This window comes from Pantoea sp. Seng, assembly GCF_009829935.1.
GTDB lineage: Bacteria > Pseudomonadota > Gammaproteobacteria > Enterobacterales > Enterobacteriaceae > Pantoea > Pantoea communis.
The window spans coordinates 1-22,253 of the sequence record NZ_SZZV01000035.1 but is presented as its reverse complement, the minus strand read 5'-3'; the positions used below and the strand labels follow the sequence as shown (position 1 = coordinate 22,253).

Annotated in this window: 18 protein-coding genes; 11 read left to right on the top strand and 7 right to left on the bottom strand. The window is 57.4% G+C overall.

Features of this window, described 5'->3' with window-relative positions; genetic code table 11:
• Positions 1-253: 253 nt before the first annotated feature.
• Together FD737_RS23235 and speB are read right to left on the bottom strand one after the other, a co-directional pair.
• On the bottom strand, positions 254-1,339 hold the full coding sequence (locus tag FD737_RS23235) for an iron-containing alcohol dehydrogenase family protein (RefSeq protein ID WP_160834676.1): 1,086 nt from the start codon (positions 1,337-1,339) through the stop codon (positions 254-256).
• Positions 1,336-2,295, bottom strand: a complete 960-nt coding sequence (gene speB, locus FD737_RS23230; protein WP_097117310.1) for an agmatinase — start codon at positions 2,293-2,295, stop codon at positions 1,336-1,338. The genes FD737_RS23235 and speB overlap by 4 nt, the downstream gene beginning before the upstream one ends.
• A 124-nt stretch (positions 2,296-2,419) precedes the next feature.
• Between speB and FD737_RS23225 the strand changes: the two genes are divergently transcribed.
• From FD737_RS23225 to ybiB, 3 genes are all read left to right on the top strand, one after another.
• Positions 2,420-3,316 carry a LysR family transcriptional regulator gene (locus tag FD737_RS23225; protein ID WP_160834675.1) on the top strand — a complete coding sequence of 299 codons (897 nt, stop codon included), beginning with the start codon at positions 2,420-2,422 and terminating at the stop codon, positions 3,314-3,316.
• A 54-nt stretch (positions 3,317-3,370) separates the two neighbouring features.
• Entirely contained in the window at positions 3,371-5,548 is a 2,178-nt protein-coding gene (gene dinG, locus FD737_RS23220) for an ATP-dependent DNA helicase DinG (RefSeq protein ID WP_058962202.1), read from the top strand.
• 72 nt (positions 5,549-5,620) lie between these two features.
• Positions 5,621-6,589, top strand: coding sequence for a DNA-binding protein YbiB (gene ybiB / locus FD737_RS23215; RefSeq protein ID WP_160834674.1), 969 nt, complete (start codon positions 5,621-5,623; stop codon positions 6,587-6,589).
• A gap of 273 nt (positions 6,590-6,862) precedes the next feature.
• Here ybiB and FD737_RS23210 read toward each other — a convergent pair whose 3' ends face one another.
• The 3 genes from FD737_RS23210 to hutH (FD737_RS23200) all read right to left on the bottom strand — a co-directional run bounded on the left by FD737_RS23210 (position 6,863) and on the right by hutH (FD737_RS23200) (position 11,611).
• A complete protein-coding gene (locus FD737_RS23210) occupies positions 6,863-8,020 on the bottom strand; it encodes a M20 aminoacylase family protein (RefSeq protein ID WP_097117303.1) in 1,158 nt (385 codons plus the stop codon).
• Between the two features lie 341 nt (positions 8,021-8,361).
• Positions 8,362-10,047, bottom strand: coding sequence for a urocanate hydratase (hutU, locus tag FD737_RS23205; protein WP_160834673.1), 1,686 nt, complete (start codon positions 10,045-10,047; stop codon positions 8,362-8,364).
• Positions 10,048-10,057: 10 nt separating this feature from the next.
• Entirely contained in the window at positions 10,058-11,611 is a 1,554-nt protein-coding gene (gene hutH / locus FD737_RS23200) for a histidine ammonia-lyase (protein ID WP_160834672.1), read from the bottom strand.
• Between the two features lie 319 nt (positions 11,612-11,930).
• Here hutH (FD737_RS23200) and hutC point away from each other — a divergent pair, with 319 nt between their 5' ends.
• Positions 11,931-12,686 (top strand): histidine utilization repressor, encoded by a 756-nt coding sequence (gene hutC, locus FD737_RS23195; RefSeq protein WP_034820947.1) that lies wholly within the window; start codon positions 11,931-11,933, stop codon positions 12,684-12,686.
• Here the strand turns inward: hutC and FD737_RS23190 are convergent.
• Positions 12,670-13,209, bottom strand: a complete 540-nt coding sequence (locus FD737_RS23190; RefSeq protein ID WP_160834671.1) for a HutD family protein — start codon at positions 13,207-13,209, stop codon at positions 12,670-12,672. The two genes, hutC and FD737_RS23190, sit on opposite strands and share 17 nt — an antisense overlap.
• Positions 13,206-14,561 carry a formimidoylglutamate deiminase gene (locus FD737_RS23185; protein ID WP_160834670.1) on the bottom strand — a complete coding sequence of 452 codons (1,356 nt, stop codon included), beginning with the start codon at positions 14,559-14,561 and terminating at the stop codon, positions 13,206-13,208. Before FD737_RS23185 ends, FD737_RS23190 begins: the two co-directional genes overlap by 4 nt.
• Before the next feature lie 85 nt (positions 14,562-14,646).
• On the opposite strand from FD737_RS23185, the gene hutI reads away from it, so the two are divergent.
• The 7 genes from hutI to hutH (FD737_RS23150) all read left to right on the top strand — a co-directional run bounded on the left by hutI (position 14,647) and on the right by hutH (FD737_RS23150) (position 21,681).
• Positions 14,647-15,864, top strand: a complete 1,218-nt coding sequence (hutI, locus tag FD737_RS23180) for an imidazolonepropionase (protein ID WP_160834669.1) — start codon at positions 14,647-14,649, stop codon at positions 15,862-15,864.
• Positions 15,861-16,652, top strand: a complete 792-nt coding sequence (gene hutG / locus FD737_RS23175) for an N-formylglutamate deformylase (RefSeq protein ID WP_160834668.1) — start codon at positions 15,861-15,863, stop codon at positions 16,650-16,652. Before hutI ends, hutG begins: the two co-directional genes overlap by 4 nt.
• A 422-nt stretch (positions 16,653-17,074) precedes the next feature.
• A complete protein-coding gene (locus FD737_RS23170) occupies positions 17,075-17,926 on the top strand; it encodes a transporter substrate-binding domain-containing protein (RefSeq protein ID WP_034820928.1) in 852 nt (283 codons plus the stop codon).
• 12 nt (positions 17,927-17,938) lie between these two features.
• Entirely contained in the window at positions 17,939-18,658 is a 720-nt protein-coding gene (locus FD737_RS23165; protein WP_160834667.1) for an ABC transporter permease, read from the top strand.
• Between the two features lie 11 nt (positions 18,659-18,669).
• Positions 18,670-19,398 carry an ABC transporter permease gene (locus FD737_RS23160; RefSeq protein ID WP_160834666.1) on the top strand — a complete coding sequence of 243 codons (729 nt, stop codon included), beginning with the start codon at positions 18,670-18,672 and terminating at the stop codon, positions 19,396-19,398.
• A gap of 1 nt (position 19,399) precedes the next feature.
• Complete coding sequence (locus FD737_RS23155) at positions 19,400-20,200, top strand: ABC transporter ATP-binding protein (RefSeq protein WP_034820922.1); 801 nt, start codon at positions 19,400-19,402, stop codon at positions 20,198-20,200.
• Positions 20,197-21,681, top strand: a complete 1,485-nt coding sequence (gene hutH / locus FD737_RS23150; protein WP_160834665.1) for a histidine ammonia-lyase — start codon at positions 20,197-20,199, stop codon at positions 21,679-21,681. The genes FD737_RS23155 and hutH (FD737_RS23150) overlap by 4 nt, the downstream gene beginning before the upstream one ends.
• The last annotated feature ends 572 nt before the right edge of the window (positions 21,682-22,253 follow it).

Genomic DNA, 22,253 nt, shown 5'->3' with positions numbered 1-22,253 from the left:
GATCCACGCAGGGATGCGGGGATCAGTGCGGGGCCGACCAGGGATGGTCGAGCCCCGAACGTTCCGTAGGCACGACGTGGAAGCCGAGGGCACCGCGTCAGCGGCGCGAGGACTGCCCGGCAGCAGCAGAGGTGCTACGGCCCGCACCCAGCAAAGAACTCAGCCCCCAGCCCCCAAACTAAACACACCTATACTTTTCGTTCTCACTCCGCATAAGTACTCGTCTCATCCTGCTCAAGTACTTAGCTCAGAATTAAACCCGCTCAGCCAACCCTTCAATCCGCTGCATTACCGCCAGCAGACGGGCTTCAGTCACCGTAACTGACATATTCTCCATATCCGGTGCGTGCACGGATTCACGCACAATCAGCGCCAGCTCGGCATCATCCAACTCGGCAATCTGACGCAGCGTCAATGGCACACCGCAATCGCGCGCCAGACGCATCTCATCCAGTACCTCTTCATCGCTGCGATCTTCCAGCGCCAGCAGGCACAGATTACCGAAGCCCACCAACAGGCCATGACCAAACTCACGCGTCTTATCGCAGAAGGTAAAACCTTCATAAATCGCATGTGAAGCCGCTGCGTGGGCGCCGTTGCTCATCAGCGAGGTCAATCCCGCCCAGGTAAAGATTGCATCCAGCACCTGATCCAAAGAGGCACTGCTCTCACCGCGCAGCACTGCTGCATAAGCCGCCGGGCCGTGTTCCGCGATCACGTCATAGCAAATCTGGCTATGTGCCAGCGATGACAATGCATTGCCTTCGCGCGCCGGATGGCGGACGCTCACCGCGCGGAACTCATACCATTTCGCCAGGGTGTCGCCCAGACCAGCAGCCAGCCAGCGAGCAGGAGCTTTCGCCAGCAACTCACTGTCGATGATCACTGCCGCCGGTGCCTGTGGCAGCGGGAAAATATCGAAGAAATTGCCGTTATCGTCGTAGCGAATGGTCAATGGCGTCACTGCCGAACAGGTAGCGGCAATGGTCGGGATGGTGATAAACGGCAAGCCCAACTGCGCGCCCACGGCTTTAACGGTATCCAGCGATTTACCGCCGCCGACACCGATAATCACGTCAGCTTGCAGTTCGGTAGCGATCGCCGCCAGACGGTTAATCTGATTGATTGAAGTCTCACCACCAAACCACTCCTGCGCCAGCAGCGTCACGTTGGCTGTCAGCAGTTGAGCGCGCACCTGCGCCTCCACTGACTGCAGTGCCTGGTGGCCGCCGATCAGCAGGGCGCGTTTGCCAAGCCCAGCACAAATCTCGCCCAGTTGATTGATCACACCCGCACCGCGCAGCACGCGCGCCGGAAACACCAAATTCTGTTGTGTCATGCTTTCTTCTCTGTGTAACGGACGCCGGGCAATACGCACAGCATCTCATAAAGGATATTGGCCGCCAGCTGGGAGGTCATGCCGCTGATATCGTACGGCGGTGACACCTCGACCAGATCGCCACCGACCAGATTGAGTCCGCGACAGCCGCGCACAATCTCCAGCCCCTGCATCGAGGTCAGCCCGCCCACTTCTGGCGTGCCGGTGCCGGGGGCCCATGCAGGATCGAAACTGTCGATGTCATAGCTGAGATACACCGGACCGTCGCCGATGCGCGCACGCACCTCAGCCATCAGTGGGGCCATGGATCGATACCAGCACTGTTCGGCAGGCACCAGATGGAAGCCTTGATCGACACCCCACTGAAAATCATCGGCGGCGTAGCCTTGAGCACGCTGGCCAATCTGCACCACGCGCTGACAGTCAAGCAGACCTTCTTCCACCGCACGGCGGAACGTGGTGCCGTGGGCAATCTTCTCGCCAAACATCTCATCGTTGGTATCGGTATGCGCGTCAATGTGGATCAGGCCCATCGGCCCGTGCTTCTTCGCCAGCGCGCGCAAAATCGGCAGTGTCAGTGTGTGATCGCCGCCGAGGGTTAAGGGGATAATCGGCCAATTATTCAGCTCGGTATAATAGTTTTCGATGATGTCGACCGACTTCAGCAGGCTGTAGGTATTAATCGGCACATCGCCGAGATCGCCAACGCGCAACGAATCAAAAGGGGCTGCGCCGGTTGCCATGTTATACGGGCGAATCATCACTGAATCGGCGCGAATGGCGCGTGGCCCATAGCGCGTACCGCTGCGTTGCGATGTTCCGATATCCAGCGGAATGCCTACAAACGCCACATCAAGATCGGCAGGGGATTCGGCAGCGGGCAAACGCATCATGGTGCCACGGCCAGCGAAACGGGGCATCTCGTTGCCACCCTGCGGCTGAGGAAAATCGGTCATCACGAACTCCTTCGGCTAAGTGAGTCTTATCATGGCCTGAGGGAGACGCGGGAAAAATCCTTGACAGTAAATAATCACTTCATAGATTGGTTAACTTTAGTCAGTAATCACTGAAGGAAATGCGGTGCAAACATTACCTAATCTCAAACTGCTGCAGGTGTTTGCCAGCGTGGTGGAAAATCAGGGCTACTCGCGTGCACAGCAGGCGCTGAATATGACCACCCCCGCCATCAGCGCCTATATGAGCGAGCTGGAGACGCAGCTGGGTTTTATCCTGTGCCAGCGCGGGCGCGGCGGCTTTACCCTCACCAGCAAAGGCGAGCAGTTTCATCGCTACAGCCAGGAAATGCTGGCCACGCTGGCGGGTTGGCAGGAGCAGGTCGAGACGCTGAAAAGCGCGCAAGGTGGCACCTTTTCACTGGGCGTAGTGGATGCCACAGTCACTGACAGCACGCTGGACCTGCCGGCAGCAATTGCGCGCTTTAACCAGCGCTTTCCAGCGGTGTTTTTCAATCTCAGCGTGCGCGATCCCAATGAACTGCAGCAGCAGTTACTGGAAGACCGCCTTGATTTGGCAATCGGGCACTTTCCACTACGTGCCAGCAATCTGGTCACCATTCCGCTTTATGAGGAGCAACACTGGTTGTATTGCAGTCCGCACCATCCACTGGCACAGGGCGATCCGGATATGCGCACCGTGCAGCAAACCGGCATGGTGACGCGGCGTTACTGGAATCAGCAGGAGTTAAACAAGCGCGGCTTCCGCCAGACTAACGCCTCAGTGGAGAGTATAGAGGCGCAGTTGACGCTGATCCTCTCCGGGAGATATATCGGCTATTTGCCGGAGCATTACGCGCAAAGCGGAGAACAGCAGGGCACGCTATGCCGCTTGTTGCCACAGCATTTTCACTTCCGCGCACCGTTTTCGTTTGCCTTCCGCCGTGGACGCGCGCGCGAAACGCTGATCCGCGCGATGCGTGAAATTCTGAATCCAGCGCGAAAAAATAGCAGTGAAAGCTGACGCTGCGCCGATACTGTGTAAAAATACAGGCCAATTCAGCAAACAGTAATCAACATGGCCCTGACAGCAGCGATAAAAAGCCAGATTGCGCAATGGTATAAGGCGCTGCAGCAGCAGGTTCCTGACTTTATCCCCCGTGCGCCACAGCGTCAGATGATCGCTGAAGTGGCGAAAAGCCTGGCCGGTGATGAAGGCCGCCATCTGGCGATTGAGGCCCCCACCGGCGTGGGCAAAACCTTGTCTTATTTGATCCCCGGCATCGCGGTAAGCCGCGCTGAGGAGAAACGGTTAGTGATCAGCACCGCCAACGTCGCGCTGCAGGATCAAATCTTTAGCAAAGACCTGCCGCTGCTGAAAAAAATCATCCCCGATCTCACCTTCACTGCCGCATTCGGCCGTGGCCGCTATGTCTGTCCGCGCAATCTCGCGGCGCTGGCTGCGACGGAAGATCAGCAAGGCGATTTGCTGCTGTATCTCGATGAAGAAGCGGTAACCGGGTCGAAAGAAGAGCAGAAGTTCTGTGCCAAACTGGAAAAGCAACTCAGCAGCTACAAATGGGACGGCCTGCGCGATCACTCCGATGTCTCAATTGATGACAGCCTGTGGCAGCGCCTTTCCACCGATAAAGCCAACTGCCTGGGGCATCACTGTCGCTGGTATCGTGAATGCCCGTTCTTTGTTGCACGTCGTGAAATAGAACAGGCGGATGTGGTGGTGGCGAACCATGCGCTGGTAATGGCGGCGATGGAGAATGAATCCGTTTTACCGCCTGCCAAACACCTGATGCTGGTGCTGGACGAAGGTCATCATCTGCCGGAAGTGGCGCGTGACGCGCTGGAGATGAGTGCGGAAATCACTCCCGGCTGGAGCAGTTTGCAGCTCGATCTGTTTGTGCGGCTGGTGGAAACCATCATGGCGCAGTTCCGCCCGAAATCGCCGCCACCGCTGACCAACCCTGAGCGGTTAAAAGGCCATTGCGACGAGATGCGTGAACTGCTGCAAATCCTGTGCGACGCGCTCAATCCGCTGTTACCCGCGCACAATCAGCCGGGTGAGTTCCGTTTTGTGCTGGGTGAGTTGCCGGAAGAGCTGATGACCATGTGCGCACGGTTATTCAAACTGAGCGATGCATTGCGCGGGTTGAGCGAGGGTTTACTCAATGAGTTGGGTGAGCAAACCGGCAAAGCCGACATCATGCGTCTGCATCGGGCAATCATTCAGCTTAACCGCCAGTTTGGTTGGTTCGAATCGATCAGCAAACTGTGGCGACTGGCGGCCATGGAGAAAGCCTCTAATGCGCCGGTATCGAAATGGATTACCCGTGAAATTCGGGACGGCCAGGCGCATCTGCTATTCCACTGCGCCGGGATTCGCGTCAGCGATCAGCTGGAGAAACTGCTGTGGCGCAAGATTCCGCATGTGGTGGTGACCTCGGCGACCTTGCGTTCACTGAACAGCTTCAATCGGCTGCAAGAGATGTCAGGGCTAAACGAGAAAGCGGGCGATCGCTTTGTGGCGCTGGATTCGCCATTTAATCATGTCGATCAGGGCAAGCTGGTGATCCCGCAAATGCGCTATGAACCGCTGATGGCTAATGAAGCGGAGCACATTGCCGAGATGGCAGGCTTTTTCCTGCAACAAATGGCAGAAGAGAAGCACAAAGGCGTGCTGGTGCTGTTTGCCAGCGGGCGCGCGATGCAGCAGTTTGTCAGCCATGTCAGCGCATTACGCTTATCAATGTTGGTGCAGGGCGATCAACCTCGTTCGCGCTTAGTGGAGCTGCATCGCCAGCGAGTCGAAGCGGGGCAAACCAGTATTCTGGTTGGACTGCAGTCTTTTGCTGAAGGCCTGGATTTAAAGGGCGATCTGCTGACGCAGGTGCACATCCATAAAATCGCTTTTCCCCCGGTAGACAGTCCGGTAATTTTGACCGAAGGGGAGTGGTTGAAGAGCCTGAAACGCTACCCGTTCGAAGTGCAGAGTCTACCGAGCGCTTCGTTTACGTTGATTCAGCAGGTCGGCCGTCTGATTCGTAGCCATCACTGCTTCGGGGAGATCGTGATATACGATCGGCGACTGCTTAATAAAGCTTATGGCAGTCGGCTGCTGGCCGCCTTACCGGTGTTTCCGATTGAGCAACCGATGGTGCCCGAAGCCAGCATCAAACCAGCGGTCAAAGCAGTGGTTAAAGCCCCAGTAAAATCAGCGAAGCGTAAAAGTAAGAAATCTTAGGTGTGCCCAGGCGCACCTCAATGACCTTTTGGCAGCCGGATATCGGCGCGCCCTGGAAGCGGGAATGCCCTGATGGAACTGAATAAAATAATCAAAGAGATTGGGCGCGGTAAGAACCACGCGCGCGATATCGATTTCGACAACGCCGTTGCGCTGTACAGCGCGATGCTGGCGGATCAAGTACCCGAACTGGAACTTGGTGGTGTGCTGATCGCCCTGCGTATCAAGGGCGAAGGCGAAGAGGAGATGCGCGGTTTTTACCACGCCATGCAGCAGCAAATGATGCAGTTGCAGCCGCCCGCCAATCGCCCGATGCCAATTGTGATCCCCAGCTACAATGGCGCACGTCGTCAGGGCAATCTCACGCCGCTGTTAGCTTTACTATTAAGCAAACTTGGGTTTCCGGTGTTGCTGCACGGTGTGAGTGACGATCCAACCCGCATCACCACCGAAGCGGTACTGGCAGCGCTGGATATTGCGCCGGTTACCACTGCGCAGCAGGCACAAGCGAAACTGGAGAGCGGTGAGCTGGCGTTTATCACCATCGATCACCTGTGTGCACCGATGGCAAAACAGCTGTCGCTGCGCTGGCGCATGGGCGTGCGTAACAGCGCACATACGCTGGCGAAGCTGGCGACACCGTTTACCGAACGTGCCGCGTTGCGTCTGGCGAGTGTTTCCCATCCGGAATATGTGCCGCGCGTCGGCAAGTTCTTCCAGGATATTGATGCACCCGCCATCCTGCTGAATGGCACCGAAGGTGAAGTGTATGCCAACCCACAACGCTGTCCGGCGATTAACTACATTGGCGGTGCGGGCGCAGAGGCGGAAGTGTGGGTTGAGCGCCAGCCAGAAATCAGCGTGGAACTGCCAGAAAGTAAAAATGCGCAAGACACCGCAGACTGGATCAAACAGGTACTGGCCGGCGAACGTGCCGTGCCGCAGGCGCTGCGTTTACAGCTGGCGTGCTGCTTAGTGGCGACCGGAGAGTCAGCGACGCTGGATGAGGCGGAAACGCGATTGCAGCAAGCTGGGATCTGACGGGTAAATCAATACCCGCAGCCTTGGGTTGCGGGTCAAACGCACAGTCGAGAGAGGATATAAAATCAATCGTGCAATCGTGCATCGAGGGGTTTTGCGGGGTGGATGCATAGCGGGCAGGTAACCGATTCCCTTCAGCTTGAGTCGCGCCGTCGAATCTATTGCTGCCTGATACAATGCCGCTTGAGATTGCTGGTTTTAGAAATCCGCCAGTCAGGCTTTAACCAACATGCCACCTCGATTGATATTCCTGGGTTCCGCGAATCCTGCCAGTCAGGCTTTGACCAGCACGTTCTCCACCAGTTGCTGCCAGAAGCGGATACCAATCGGTATCAGATCATCATTGAAATCATAATGCGCGTTGTGCAATGGGGCGGAGGGGGATGCGCCATCGGCACCGAGCCAGAAGTAAGCACCCGGGCAAGATTCCAGCATACAGGCGAAATCTTCCGAGGCCATGGAAGGATTCACCTGCCAGTGCACCTGCGATTCACCTAACACGCGCTGGGCAACCTCGCGCACCTGTTCCGCTGGACCGGCATGGTTGGCGGTGACGGGATAACCCGGATACCAGTGAATCTCGCCGCTGACGCCAAACGGGCGCGGCAGGGTAGTGACAAAATCTTCAATCAGACTGCGCACGCGGTCACGTACGTCAGTCTGCAAACATCGCACCGTACCACGCAGCACAATCTGCTCGGGAATCACATTGATCGCCTCACCACCGTGGATCTGCGTCACGCTCACCACCGCTGACGCCAGCGGTGACAAACGGCGTGACGGAATGGTTTGCAGCGCCATGATCAGCTCTGCTGCCACCACCATCGGGTCGGCACCGCTCTCCGGCATCGCCGCATGACAGCTTTTGCCGTTGAGGGTGATTTCAAAGGAATCGAGCGAGGCCATCATCGCACCTGGATTCACCGCCAGCGAACCCACCGGCAAACCTGGCCAGTTGTGCATGGCGTACACCGCATCCATTGGGAAACGGGTAAACAAACCTTCTTCCACCATTTTCCGCGCACCGCCAAGATTCTCTTCCGCGGGCTGAAACAGGAAGTGCACCGTGCCTTTGAAGTTGCGCGTTGCGGCCAGTTGGCAGGCCGCCGCGAGCAGAATGGCCGTGTGTCCGTCGTGACCGCAGGCGTGCATCACGCCTGAGCGGGTAGATTTCCACTCCGGCGCGCCTTTTTCGGTAATCGGCAATGCATCCATATCGGCGCGTAAACCAATCACCGGGCCTGGGCCGTTTTCCAGTGTGCCAATCACGCCAGTGCCTGCCAGGCTACGGAACACCTGTAACCCTGCTTCAGCGAGCACATTCGCAACCAGTTCACTGGTTTGTTGCTCCTGGTAACCGAGTTCAGGATGTTGGTGTAACTGACGACGCCAGTTCAGGGCGTTTTCCAGCAGGACGGCAGGCAGGCTCATAAAGTAAGGCTCTCCATCAGCAGCAGTTGCTGCGATTTCTCTGACACGTAACGTGATGTCTCCACTGTAGTGGTAAGCGCAGGGCGGCGTCTATCGTGGAAAGGAATAATTTGGCTATAGGTTATAGCGGAATGGAATATACCCGGCAGCATGCAGCATGCAGCATGCAGCATGCAGCATGCAGCATGTTGCATTTAAGGATTTAAGGATTTAAGGATTTGAGGGTTGAGGGTTGAGGGTTGAGGGTTGAGGGTTGCGGGTTGAGAGTAGAGAGTAACGAGGAAATTTGGCGGCTGAACTAAGGTCGCCCGGTTAAGGGCGACTTCAGTTATCACGACAAATTACTTCTGCATCGGCAGGTTCAAGCCATGTTCTTTCGCGCAGCTCTGCGCCAGTTCATAGCCTGCATCCGCGTGACGCATCACGCCGGTTGCCGGGTCATTCCACAGCACACGGCCAAGGCGCGCGTCGGCTTCGGCAGTGCCGTCGCAGACAATCACCACGCCGGAGTGCTGCGAGAAGCCCATGCCAACGCCGCCGCCGTGATGCAGGCTAACCCAGGTCGCGCCGCCTGCGGTGTTCAGCAGGGCATTCAGCAGCGGCCAGTCGGAGACGGCATCCGAACCGTCTTTCATCGCTTCAGTTTCACGGTTTGGTGAGGCGACGGAACCACAGTCGAGATGATCGCGGCCGATGACGATAGGCGCTTTCAGTTCACCGTTGCGCACCATTTCGTTGAATGCCAGTGCGGCTTTATGGCGCTCGCCCAGTCCCAGCCAGCAGATGCGCGCTGGCAGTCCCTGGAAGGCAATACGTTCCTGCGCCATGTCGAGCCAGCGGTGCAGGTTCTTGTGCTCCGGGAACAGCTCCTTCAGCTTGGCATCGGTTTTGTAGATATCCTCTGGATCGCCTGACAGCGCCACCCAGCGGAACGGACCTTTGCCTTCGCAGAACAGCGGGCGAATATAGGCGGGTACGAAGCCTGGGAAATCAAAGGCGTTTTTCACCCCTTCATCCAACGCTACCTGACGGATGTTGTTACCGTAATCCACGGTCGGCACGCCCATATGATGGAAGTCGAGCATGGCCTGCACATGCACCGCCATTGATGCGCGAGCGGCTTTTTCGACCGCTTTGGGATTGCTGACGCGCTCGGCCTGCCAGCGATCCAGATCCCAACCCACTGGCAGATAGCCATTGATTGGATCGTGTGCAGAAGTCTGATCGGTGACGATATCCGGCTTCATGCCACCCGCTTTGGCGCGCTTCACCAGCTCCGGCACGATTTCCGCGGCGTTGCCCAGCAGGCCAACGGAAATTGCCTGCTTCGCTTTGGTGGCTTTCTCAATCAGATCCAGCGCTTCGTCTAAGGTAAAAGCTTTATGGTCAACGTAACGGGTGCGCAGACGGAAATCGATGCGGGATTCCTGGCATTCAATCGCCAGCACGCTGGCACCGGCCAGTACGCCCGCCAGCGGTTGTGCGCCGCCCATGCCGCCCAGGCCTGCTGTCAGGATCCAGCGACCGCTCAGATCGCTGTCATAATGCTGGCGACCGGCTTCGGCGAAGGTCTCAAAGGTGCCCTGCACGATGCCCTGTGCACCGATGTAGATCCAGGAACCGGCGGTCATCTGGCCGTACATCATCAGGCCGGCTTTATCCAGCTCGTGGAAATGATCCCAGTTAGCCCAGTGTGGCACCAGGTTAGAGTTAGCCAGCAGCACGCGTGGTGCATCGGCATGAGTACGGAACACACCCACCGGTTTACCAGACTGGATCAGCAGGGTTTCTTCAGGCTGCAACGCACGCAGTGAACGCAGAATCTGCTCAAAGCACTCCCAGTTACGCGCGGCTTTACCGATACCGCCGTATACCACCAGATCTTCCGGGCGCTCGGCCACATCAGGATCGAGGTTGTTCTGGATCATGCGGTAAGCCGCTTCAATCAACCAGTTCGCACAATGCAGTTCGTTACCGCGCGGCGCACGGATTTCACGGGCAACAGCCTGAGATAAAGTTTCGCTCATCATCAATTCCTTAAAGGGAAGGTGAACGCTGGCTTGGCAGCAGCGCAGTCAAAGATTCAGGCCAGGCGTGACTGCTGGCCCACAGACGCATGGATTCGATATCCGGCGCCATTAAACGGTCTTGATCAAGGAAGGCAACGTTCTCGCGGATGCGACTCATCTCTTGTTCCAGCGCAGTCGAGCTTTGCAGTGGACGATGGAAGTCGATGCCTTGCGCCGCAGCCATGGCTTCAATGCCGACCACGGCAGCGGTGTTAAAGCACATATCACCGAGGCGACGCGCGGCGTAGGTGGCCATCGACACGTGATCTTCCTGGTTCGCAGAGGTCGGCAGGCTATCCACGCTACCCGGATGCGCCAGCGATTTGTTTTCAGAAGCCAGTGCGGCAGCGGTGACCTGAGCAATCATAAAGCCAGAGTTCACTCCACCATCGCGCACCAGGAATGGCGGCAGGCCTGAGAGACCGGTATCCAGCAGCAGCGCCATACGGCGCTCGGAAATCGCGCCAATTTCGGCAATCGCCAATGCGATGATATCGGCGGCAAACGCCACAGGTTCGGCGTGGAAGTTACCGCCCGAAATCACATCACCGCTTTCACTGAACACCAGCGGGTTATCAGAGGCCGCGTTGGCTTCGATTTGCAATACACGCGCCGCATGGCTGAGGTTGTCTAAACACGCGCCCATCACCTGCGGAACGCAGCGAATCGAGTAGGGATCCTGCACGCGACCACAATTGGTATGTGAGCTGAGGATTTCACTGCCTTCCAGTAAGGAAGAAACGGCGGCTGCCACCGCGATTTGCCCGTGCTGACCGCGCGCCTGATGAATACGTGCATCGAAAGGTTTTACCGAGCCTTTGATCGCTTCCAGTGACAGCGCGCCGGCCATCAGCCCTGCGGCGAACAGGTTCTCAGCTTCAAACAGGCCACGCAGTGCCAGCGCGTTGGAAACCTGGGTGCCATTCAGCAGTGCCAGACCCTCCTTCGGTCCCAGCACAATCGGCTGCAGGCCGACGCGTGCCAGCCCTTCGGTGGCAGGAATCAGTCCTCCGTCAACGCGTACCTGGCCCTCGCCCAGCAACATCAGTGACAGATGGGCCAGCGGTGCTAAATCGCCGGATGCGCCAACCGAACCTTTTTCCGGGATACACGGCATCACACCGGCATTAAACAGCGCCAGCAGGGCTTCGATTAACTGGATACGTACGCCGGAGTGACCACGTGCCAGGCTGATAATTTTAGTGGCGACCACTAAACGCGTGACGTTATCGGGCAGTAAGTTGCCCAAACCCACGCTGTGCGACAGCACCAGATTGCGCTGCAACTCTGCCAGACGCTCAGCAGGAATCTGTGTCTGGGCCAGTTTGCCGAAGCCGGTATTGATGCCGTACACCACTTTGCCTGATGCCACGATGGCATCGACGGTTTCATTCGCGCGATCGATGGCCGCACGAGCGTCATCCGCTAACGTGAGCTTCACCTTGCTTTGATAAATCGCCCGCAAGGTCGCGAGGTCCACTTCACCGGGAACGAGGCGAATTTCCTGAACCGAACCTGACATAGTCTACTCCTGTCTATACAAGTGATCGGGTGCTACCTGTAAGCCCTGGGTTTACGATGTGGCATGGGGTAGCACCATTGAATGAGCTGAGTGAAGCATAAGTGTCTAATCTTGTCTATACAAGTAGCAAGTGCTGTGCCAGATTGATTGGATTCTGTGAAATGCGCCGCAATGCGGGATGTGTCATCCAGCCGCAGCTGCATTGCACCGAAACAGGGAGAACGCTGCACTGTTAACGGGCTGTCTGCACAATTGGATGTATATACATTTACGTGCTGAGACAGTAAACTTTGGGCATTATTCGGAAAAGGAACAGGATATGGCGGAGCAAACGGCAATAGCGCAGCTGGCCGCAGCGATGGGCGATGAGCCAGCACCGATTTATCAGCGCGTGAAACAGGCGATCGTCAGCCAGATCCGTGAAGGTCACTGGAAAGCGAATCAGCGCGTACCGTCCGAAAGTGAGCTGGTTAACGAGCTGGGCGTGAGCCGCATGACCATTAACCGCGCACTGCGTGAACTCACCAGTGAAGGGTTCCTGGTGCGTATGCAGGGTGTGGGCACCTTTGTCGCGGAGATGAAGGGTTACACCGCGATGCTGGAAGTGCATAACATAGCCGATGAAATTGCCCAGCGTGGTCATCGCCATAGCTGCAAAATTTTGTCGATTGGGCAGATGAAGGCCGATCCGGAGCAGGCCGCTGTGTTGGGCTTATCCACCGGGCAGACGCTGTATCATTCGTTGATTGTGCACTACGAAAACGATATGCCGGTGCAACTGGAAGATCGTCTGGTCAACCCGCTGGTGGCGCCGGATTACCTCAGTCAGGATTATCATCAACTGACGCCCTACACCTATTTGATGCGTGTGGCGCCGTTGACCGCCGGTGAGCATATTGTGGAAGCGGTCCTGCCCGATTTGCGCCAGCGTAAACATCTGGCGCTGGATGAGCACGAACCCTGCTTGTTGATTCGTCGTCAGACCTGGAGCGACAACAAGATTGTGACTTACGCGCGCCTGCTCTATCCAGGCTCGCGCTATAAGTTACTGGGGCGTTTCAGAGGACACGGCTAAGCACCACAAACAGCAGGCTGGCATCTGAGGTTCGCGGTGCCAGCTGCGTCTCTTCATCCAGCCACCACATTCCCTGATTAACCGTGACGCGTTTGCCGTCCGTACTCTGCCATTCGCCGGATAATACCCACGCGACACCGTGTTGGCTGGTAGCGGCGTGGTGCACAACCTCCACCTGTGCCTGCCAACTGTCGCGGCGCGTCATGATATTGAAATCCTGACAGCTGCCGTTAATCTGGGCGTCGATCGACCATTCGCCAGGAAACGCCCACGGCTGACGCGGCAACAACGCGTGCTCGACGTTCTCGCTGCGCAGCACCACGCTATCGCCATTCAGCAGCGTGATCACACGATCGATACCGGGGAACGGCGAGAAAGGTCCGTCAGCATCGATGGTGGCAATACTGGCGCGCCAGCCAAACTCTGCCTCACCGGGCGGAAAGCTGACGATTTCACGCGTTTCGCCGCCGCCGTTGCGCCAGCGGCTCACGGGCAGCTGGCTGTAGTCGAAATACGTTCTCATTGCAGTGCACTCATGGCCTGGGCGAAGCGCGCGGCTGCGGCTTCTTCAGCGGGATGATGGCCCTCGCTGATCACCTGATTACCGGCAACAAACACATCGCGGATCTGGCTCTGGCTACCGCCAAACAGCCAGCGGTTAAGAAGTGATGCTGAACTCACGCTGCCCAGGAAGGCATCGTTTTCCAGCACCAGCCAGTCGGCGCGTTTGCCCACCGCCAGTTCACCGGTGTTGATGGCGCACGCCTGCGCACCGCCTTGTGCCGCCTGCTGCCACAGCAGATCGCCCACAGAAGGCTGATGGGGCAGGGTGATTCGGTTGCGACGACGATCGCGCAGGCGCTGACCGTACTCCAGCCAGCGCAGCTCTTCCTGCGCGCTGAGCGATACATGGCTGTCCGAGCCAATGCCCCAGCGTCCACCCTGGGCAATGTATTCCACCGCCGGGAAGATGCCGTCGCCAAGATTGGCTTCGGTGGTCGGACAGAGTCCGGCAATCGCACCGCTGGCCGCCATGCGTTGGATTTCGCTGTCGTCCAGATGGGTGGCATGAATCAGGCACCAGCGCTGATCTACCTCGAAGCGATTGTAGAGCCAGTCCACCGGACGTTCACCGCTCCACGCCAGACTGTCATTCACCTCTTTTTCCTGCTCCGCCACATGAATATGCACCGGCACATCACCAGCGCTGGCGGCCAGCACTTCACGCATCTGGGTTTCATTCACCGCGCGCAGCGAGTGGAAACAGATGCCATGATTAAGCAGCGGTTTATTGGCGCTCCATTGCGCTGCGCGTTGCTGTTGTTGCAGATAAGCATCGGTCTGCTGGATGAAACGGCGCTGGCCATCGCTGGCGGGTTGCGATCCAAATCCGCTGAAGCTGTAAAGCACCGGCAGCAACGTCTGACCGATCCCGGCCGTCTCGGCGGCGGCAATCAGGTTGAGCAGCATCGCGTCATCGGCATAGGGTTTGCCCTGCGCATCGTGATGCAAGTAGTGGAATTCCGCCACCTGGCTATAGCCGCCTTTCAGCATATCGATGTAGAGATGGGTGGCGATATCGCCGACCTGCTCAGGCGACAGGCGCTGCACCATGCGGTACATCAGATCGCGCCAGGTCCAGAAGCTGTCCTGCGGATCGCCCGCCACTTCAGCCAGCCCGGCCATGGCGCGCTGGAAGGCGTGCGAATGCAGGTTAGCGATAGCAGGGATCACCGGGCCAGCAAGGCGAGTGGCGCTGCCTGGCGTGCTGTTAGGGGTAAGTTTAGCAATCTGTCCGGATGCGTCAGTGGTAATCAATACGTCTTCATGCCAGCCGTCGGCCAGCAGCGCGCGTGGGGCAAAAAAAACGGCCATGGTTGATCCTTAAGGGCGGAAAGTTGTATATACTTATACATACTTTGAGACGCACTGTAAATCGTCAGACGTGAAGGGGAGTGGGATGGCAGAAGCGAAGCAGATCGACAGCCTGTGGCTGGGGGCCGATATCGTCACCATGCGAGACGGGCACTATAACCTGATTGCCGACGGCGCACTGGCGGTGGATAACGGCGAGCTGATTTGGGTAGGACCGCGTAGTGAACTGCAGGATTTTGCCGCGCGTACGCAGCAGCAATTTGACGGTGGCATCATCACGCCGGGTCTGGTCGATTGCCATACGCATCTGGTGTTTGGCGGCGATCGCAGCCAGGAGTTCGAACAGCGTCTGAACGGCGTCAGCTATGCCGAGATCGCAGCGCAGGGCGGCGGTATTCTCTCCACGGTGCGTGCTACGCGCGCGGCATCACGGCAGGAGTTGGTGGCAAGCGCGCGCTGGCGTCTGGATCGATTGCTGGCAGAAGGTGTCACCACGGTGGAGATTAAATCGGGTTATGGCCTCGATGAAACCAGCGAACTGACCATGCTGCGCGCCATCCGCGAACTGGCGGAAACGGTGCCCGCCGATGTGCTCTCCACTTGCCTGGCCGCGCACGGTTTCCCGCCCGAGTTTAAAGAAAACCCACAAGGCTGGATCGATATCATCTGCAATCGCCTGTTACCTCAGGTGAAGGCGGAAGGGCTGGCGGATGCCGTCGATGCCTTCTGCGAACATCTGGCCTTCTCCCCTGAGCAGGTTAGCGCGGTGTTTGATCAAGCCAAAGCGCTGGGGATGCCGGTTAAACTGCACGCTGAACAGCTTTCTGCACTGGGCGGCGCCACGCTGGCGGCTGAATACGGCGCTTTGTCAGCCGATCATCTCGAATACGCCACCGAAGCCGATGCGCAAGCGATGGCGCAACACGGCACCGTTGCGGTGTTGCTGCCGGGCGCGTTCTATCTACTGCGCGAGACCCAACGCCCACCAGTGGATCTGTTCCGCAAACACGGCGTGCCAATGGCGCTGGCCAGCGATGCCAATCCCGGTACTTCTCCGGCGCTGTCGCTGCGTCTGATGCTCAATATGGGCTGCACGCTATTTGGCATGACCCCGGAAGAAGCGCTGGCGGGTGTGACCCTGTGGGGCGCGAAAGCGCTGGGATTACAGCATTCGCACGGTTCGCTTGAGGCCGGCAAGGTGGCAAACTTTGTGCACTGGCCGCTGGCGCGTCCGGCAGAACTGGTTTACTGGTTGGGCGGCGAATTGCCGTGCCAGGTTATCTATCGTGGAGAAGCGCAATGACACCTTTTCATTTCACCGCCGGTAAGCTGCCGCTGCTGGTCAGCATCCCGCATGCGGGCACCCAGTTAACGCCTGAAGTGGATGCAGGATTAAGCGACGCGGCACGCGGTTTGCCAGATACCGACTGGCACATTCCGCTGCTGTACGATTTTGTGCGCGATTTAGGGGCCAGCGTGCTGGTTGGCCACTACTCACGTTTTGTCATCGACCTGAATCGTCCGCCGGATAACCAGCCGCTGTACACCACCGCCACCACCGGACTCTATCCTGAGACGCTGTTTGACGGCACGCCGACCTTCGCCGAGGGGAAAACCCCCAGCGCCGCCGCGCGTCAGGGTTATCTCGATAATATCTGGCAGCCGTATCACCAGCAGATCCAGCAAGAGCTGGCGCGATTGAAAGCTGAACACGGTTATGCACTGCTGTTTGACGCCCACTCCATTGCTTCGGTGATTCCGCGCTTGTTTGATGGTCAGTTGCCGGATATCAACATTGGCACTAACAGTGGTGAGAGTTGCTCGACAGCGGTGATCGAAGCGATTAAAGAGGTTTGTGTCGCGCAAAGCGATTACAGCTGGGTGGTTAATGGTCGTTTCAAAGGCGGTTATATCACGCGTGCTTACGGTCAGCCGCAGCAGGGCGTACAGGCCGTACAGCTCGAGCTGGCACAGCTTAATTACATGGATGAAACCCCGCCGTTTGCCTGGCAACAGGATCGCGCGTCACAGCTGCAAAAAGTGTTAAAACCGATGATGCAGGCTTATTTACAGGCTGGAAAACCTCTCTAATCGCCCGAGTCGTCATGCCCGCCAGGGCAAATTTTTTACCAGGCAGTCACCTTTGAAAGGTGGCTGCCTTTTTTATTGGTAGGGAAGTGCGGGCTCAGACAACGCACCAGACCCATCTCGTTCCCTCTCAAACTCCGTTATCCCCATAAAAGTGCAATCGCGCCCCAAAAATGTGCATCAATACGTCCGTGCCGTGACCATTCCCTGATTCCACCGCCTCTGCCGATTTGGCACACTGCTTGCTAGGTTGTATGTACAAGTAAAGACCACGTGGTAATTATCACTTTTTATTCTGGCTGGCTCACAAAAAGCTTATGCCGACAATGATCTGCCGCAAGCTAACTTGTATATACATGAAATGTCATCTGCGCTGTATCAGCTAACAGAGACAGCCAATTCGATTAATGACCAGGAGAAGCCGCATGACGCACCGTGCCCCGATTCGCCGTTTTTGCCTCACGACCCTGTTTGCCAGCCTGATGATCAGCGGTGTTGCTGTACAGGCCAAAGAGTGGAAATCGATCACCATCGCTACCGAAGGCAGCTATGAACCCTGGAACCTGACGCTGCCGGGCGGCAAGTTAGGCGGCTTTGAACCTGAACTGATGGAAGACTTGTGTAAGCGCATGGGCATCCAGTGCAAGCTGGTGGTGCAAAACTGGGACGGCATGATCGCCGGACTGAATGCTGGCAAATATGACGTGATCATGGATGCGATCGTCATCACGCCGGACCGCAAAAAAGTGGTCAATTTCACCGTGCCTTACGCGTCGACTCCCGCCACCTTTATCACCACCAAAGACAGTCCGCTGATGCCGGCCGATCACAACATCATCAAGCTGCATGACGATGAGAAAGAGATCAACACCGCGATTGCGCCACTGAAAGCGGCGTTAAAAGGCAAAACGATTGGTATCGCGTCCGGCACGGTTTACACGCCCTTTATTGATAAGTACTTCAAAGATGTCGCCGACGTGCGCGAATACACTTCCTCAGCAGATGCGATTCTCGATCTTCAGGCGGGGCGTATTGATGCAGTATTCGACGATGTGACCTTCGCGCAATCGATGCTGGCGCGCAAAGAGAACAGCAACCTGACCTTCAGTGGCCCGCAGTTGGGTGGCCCGATTTGGGGTGAGGGCGAGGCGATGGGCGTGCGCATGGCTGACAACGATCTGAAAGCCAAACTCGACGAGGCTATCAAGGCCGCGCTGGCCGATGGCACCGTGAAAAAGCTGAGTGAGAAGTGGTTTAAAACTGACGTAACCCCGTAAGTGAGGTGAAAGATGATGAGCCTGCTGAGTTTTGGTGCTGATGGCTGGGGCCGCCTGATTTTGGGGGCTGCCTTCACCACGCTGCTGCTGTCACTGGCGGTGTTGATGATTGGCGCGGTGGTCGGTTCCGGCGTGGCGGCAGCGAAACTGTCGCCGCAGCGCTGGGTTCGCTGGTTGGGTGAAGCCTATTCCACGGTGTTTCGCGGCATCCCGGAACTGCTGGTGATCTACCTGTTCTATTTTGGCGGATCGGGCTTGATCACCCTCGTCGGACAGATGTTCGGTGCAGATGGTTTTATCGAAGCGCCGCCGTTCCTGATTGGTGCACTGGCTATCGGGCTCATCTCTGGATCCTATCAAGGTGAGGTGTATCGCGCGGCGCGTCTGGCGCTGGCCAAAGGTGAAGTGGAAGCGGCGGTAGCGATCGGCATGCCGCGCTGGCGTATTGCCCAGCGCATTTTGCTGCCGCAGATTGTGCGCTATGCGCTGCCGGGCATGTCGAATGTCTGGCAGATGAGCCTGAAAGATTCGGCGCTGGTGTCGGTGACCGGCATCGTCGAGCTGATGCGTGCCAGCCAGGTGGCGGCGGGATCCACGCGCGATTACTTCACTTTCTATCTGATTGGCGGTGGCTGCTATCTGGTGCTGACGCTGCTGTCTAATCATGCGTTCCGCCGGGCAGAGTCTCGCCTTGGACGCGCGTGGCAAAGTCGCACTGCGGCACAGCATTAAGGAGCAGCAGTATGATTGACTTCGCCTTTCTGACCGATACCTTTCTCAAGCTGAGCGCCGCGCTGCCGGTGACGCTCGGCCTGTTTATCAGTGCCTTTCTCTGCGGTGGCATTTTCGCTATCGGCATTCTGTCACTGCGCATGAGCCGCTGGCGGGTGCTGAGCGGCTTTGCGCGCGGCTACATTCTGGTGTTTCGCGGCTCACCGCTGCTGATCCAGCTGTTCCTGATCTATTACGGATTGGGGCAGTTTGGCGTGATCCGTCATAGTTTTGTCTGGCCATTCCTGCGCGAGCCCTTTACCTGCGCCGTGCTGGCGCTGTCACTGTGTACCGCGGCTTATACCGCTGAAATCCTGCGTGGTGCCCTACTGGCGGTGCCGCCGGGGCAAGTCGAAGCAGGGCTGGCCTGCGGCATGTCGCGCTGGCTACTGCTGCGTCGCATCATCGCGCCCATCATGCTGCGTTATGCATTGCCCGCGTATTCCACCGAAGCGATCCTGCTGGTGAAGTCCACGGCGCTGGCCAGTCTGGTTACTGTGTGGGATGTCACTGGTGTGGCGCAGCAGATCATTCAGCGTACCTATCGCACCATGGAAGTGTTTATCTGCGCCGCCGCCATTTATCTGATCCTCAACTTTATTATCGTCCAGCTTTACGCGTTGTTAGAACGCCGTTTAACCCCGGTGCATCGCGTTGAAAAAAAGCCGTTACCCGCCGTTAAACCGCTTGCCGGAGAGTGATATGCAATCCACATCCCCCGTAACCTTAAGCGCCACCGATATCCATAAATCCTTTGGCGCAATGGAAGTACTGAAAGGCATTTCGCTGCAGGCGCATCAAGGCGATGTCATCTCAATTCTCGGCGCCAGCGGCTCGGGTAAAAGTACCTTATTGCGCTGTATCAACCTGCTGGAAACGCCAGATGCTGGCGTGGTGAGCGTCGGTGGTGAAACCATTGAGATGAAGCGCCATGCGCGTGGTCATCAGCTGGCGGCCAATCCCAAACAGATTGAGCGCCTGCGTTCGCGTCTGGGCATGGTGTTCCAGAGTTTTAACCTGTGGTCGCATATGACGGTGCTGCAAAACGTGATTGAAGGGCCGCACTATGTTCTGAAGCGCGATAAGAAAAGCTGCATTGCCCAGGCGGAGCAGTTGCTGGATCGCGTTGGCCTGTTGAATCGCAAAGATTTTTATCCGGCACAGCTTTCCGGCGGCCAGCAGCAGCGTGTGGCGATTGCCCGCGCGCTGGCGATGGACCCGGAAGTGATGCTGTTTGATGAGCCAACCTCAGCACTTGATCCCGAGCTGGTGGGCGAAGTATTGAAAGTAATGCGCAGCCTGGCGGAAGAGGGGCGCACCATGTTGGTGGTGACGCACGAAATGGGCTTTGCGCGTAACGTTTCCAACCGGGTGGTGTTTATGCATCAGGGGACCATTGATTGTCAGGGGACGCCGGAAGAGATGTTTGGCGCACAAGGCTCGCAGCGCTTTAAGCAGTTTATCTCCAGCCATCAGAGCCATCACACGGAGCAACCAGCATGACATTAGTGTGGGGCGATGAAACGCTTTCCTGGCAGGATGTGGTGCAGGTGGCACGGCACAATGCCGAACTGACGTTAAGCGCCAGCGCCTGGCAGCGTATTGCTCAGGGGCGTGAGATTGTCGAGCAGATTGTGGCCAGCGGGCATATCGCTTATGGCATCAATACCGGTCTGGGGGCGCTGTGCAATATCACTTTGCCGGAAGAGCAGCTCAGCCAGTTGTCACGTAATACGCTATTGAGTCACGCTTGTGGCGTGGGCCCATTACTGGCGCGTGAACAGGTGCGTGCCATTCTGTGTGCGGCGATTGCGAACTATAGCCATGGCAAATCGGGCGTCTCCGTGGCACTGGTGCAGCATTTGCTGGCGCTGCTGAATCATCAGATTACGCCGCAGGTGCCGTCGCAAGGTTCAGTGGGCTATCTCAGCCATATGGCGCATATCGGACTCGCGCTAATTGGCGTGGGCGATGTTGAGTATCAGCAACAGATCGTGTCTGCAGAGCAAGCGCTGGCGCAGGCTGGATTAACGCCTTATCGACCTGGCGCGAAAGAGGGTTTGAGCCTGGTGAACGGCACGCCGTGCATGACCGGGTTGTCGTGTCTGGCGCTGGATGATGCGGCGCGGCTGTTGGATTGGGCTGACGTGACTGGCGCGATGAGTTTTGAGGCGCTGCGCGGGCAGTTAGTGGCGTTTGATGCCGAAGTGATTGCGCTGAAAGCCAGTCCTGGCATGCAAGTGAGTGGCCTGCGTTTGCGTCAGTTGCTGAGCGACAGCCCGCTGCTGGCTAAAAGCGTGGGTGTGCGAACCCAGGATGCACTGAGTTTGCGTTCGATGCCACAGGTACACGGTGCCAGCCGCGATCAGTTTGATCACGCGGCGCGACAGGTGAATACCGAGTTGAATGCCTGTACCGATAATCCGTTGCTACTCGGCACCGTGGATAATTGGCGTGTGGTGTCGCAGGCCAATCCGCACGGTGAATCGGTGGCGATGGCGGCTGATGTGTTGGCCATTGCCATGGCGGAGGTTGGCAGCATTGCGGAGCGACGTCTGGATCGTTTAGTGAATCCACTGGTCAGCGGTTTACCGGCGTTCCTGGTGGCGCAGCCGGGCGTGAATTCCGGCATGATGATTGCGCAGTACGTGGCGGCGTCGTTGTGTGCGGAGAACCGTCAGTTGGCGCAACCGGCGGTGCTGGATAATTACGTGACCTCGGGTTTGCAGGAGGATCATCTTAGCTTAGGTACGGGAGCTGCGTTGAAACTGCTGAAGCTGGTGGGGAATGTGTGGCAGATTCTGGCGATTGAGTACCTGCTGGCGGCGCAGGCGCTGGATTTCCATGGCGAGGCGGAGTTGGCGGAAGGGACGAAACAGGCGTTGCGCCGTTTGCGGGCAGAGGTGGCGAACTGGCAGGAAGATCGCTGGCTGGCACCGGAAATCGCCCGGGCGGTTGAGGTGATGAAGAACGGTGTTTGCTGAGTGTTCATAAGTGATGCCGAACTGCTTAACTGCTTAACTGCTTAACTGCTTAACTGCTTAACTGCTTAACTGCTTAACTGCTTAACTGCTTAACTGCTTAACTGCTTAACTGCTGAATGCGTGTGGGTGCGGGCCGTAGCACCTCTGCTGCTGCCGGGCAGTCCTCGCGCCGCTGACGCGGTGCCCTCGGCTTCCACGTCGTGCCGACGGAACGTTCGGGGATCGACCATCCCTGGTCGGCCCCGAACTGATCCACGCATCCCTGCGTGGATCTCCCGGCCCAACGTAAAAGCTTCAGCGTTGCGGATAGCCCTTGCAGCATCAGAGGTGCTACGGCCACTAACACTTGTGCGGTATTTTTCAACTCGCATTCAAGTTTGTGAGCCGATGTGAGTTCTTACTGGTTGAAGTTTATGAGTCGGCTGATGCTCTCATTAGCATCACAAATTCAATCTTATGGACAGAAATAAGCTTGGTGACAAACACACTGAAGCTTATGGGAATGAAAGTGCCTTTAACAAAACGCACGAAAGTTTATGAGCAGGCTGGGGGCGCAGGGGGGCAGGCAATCC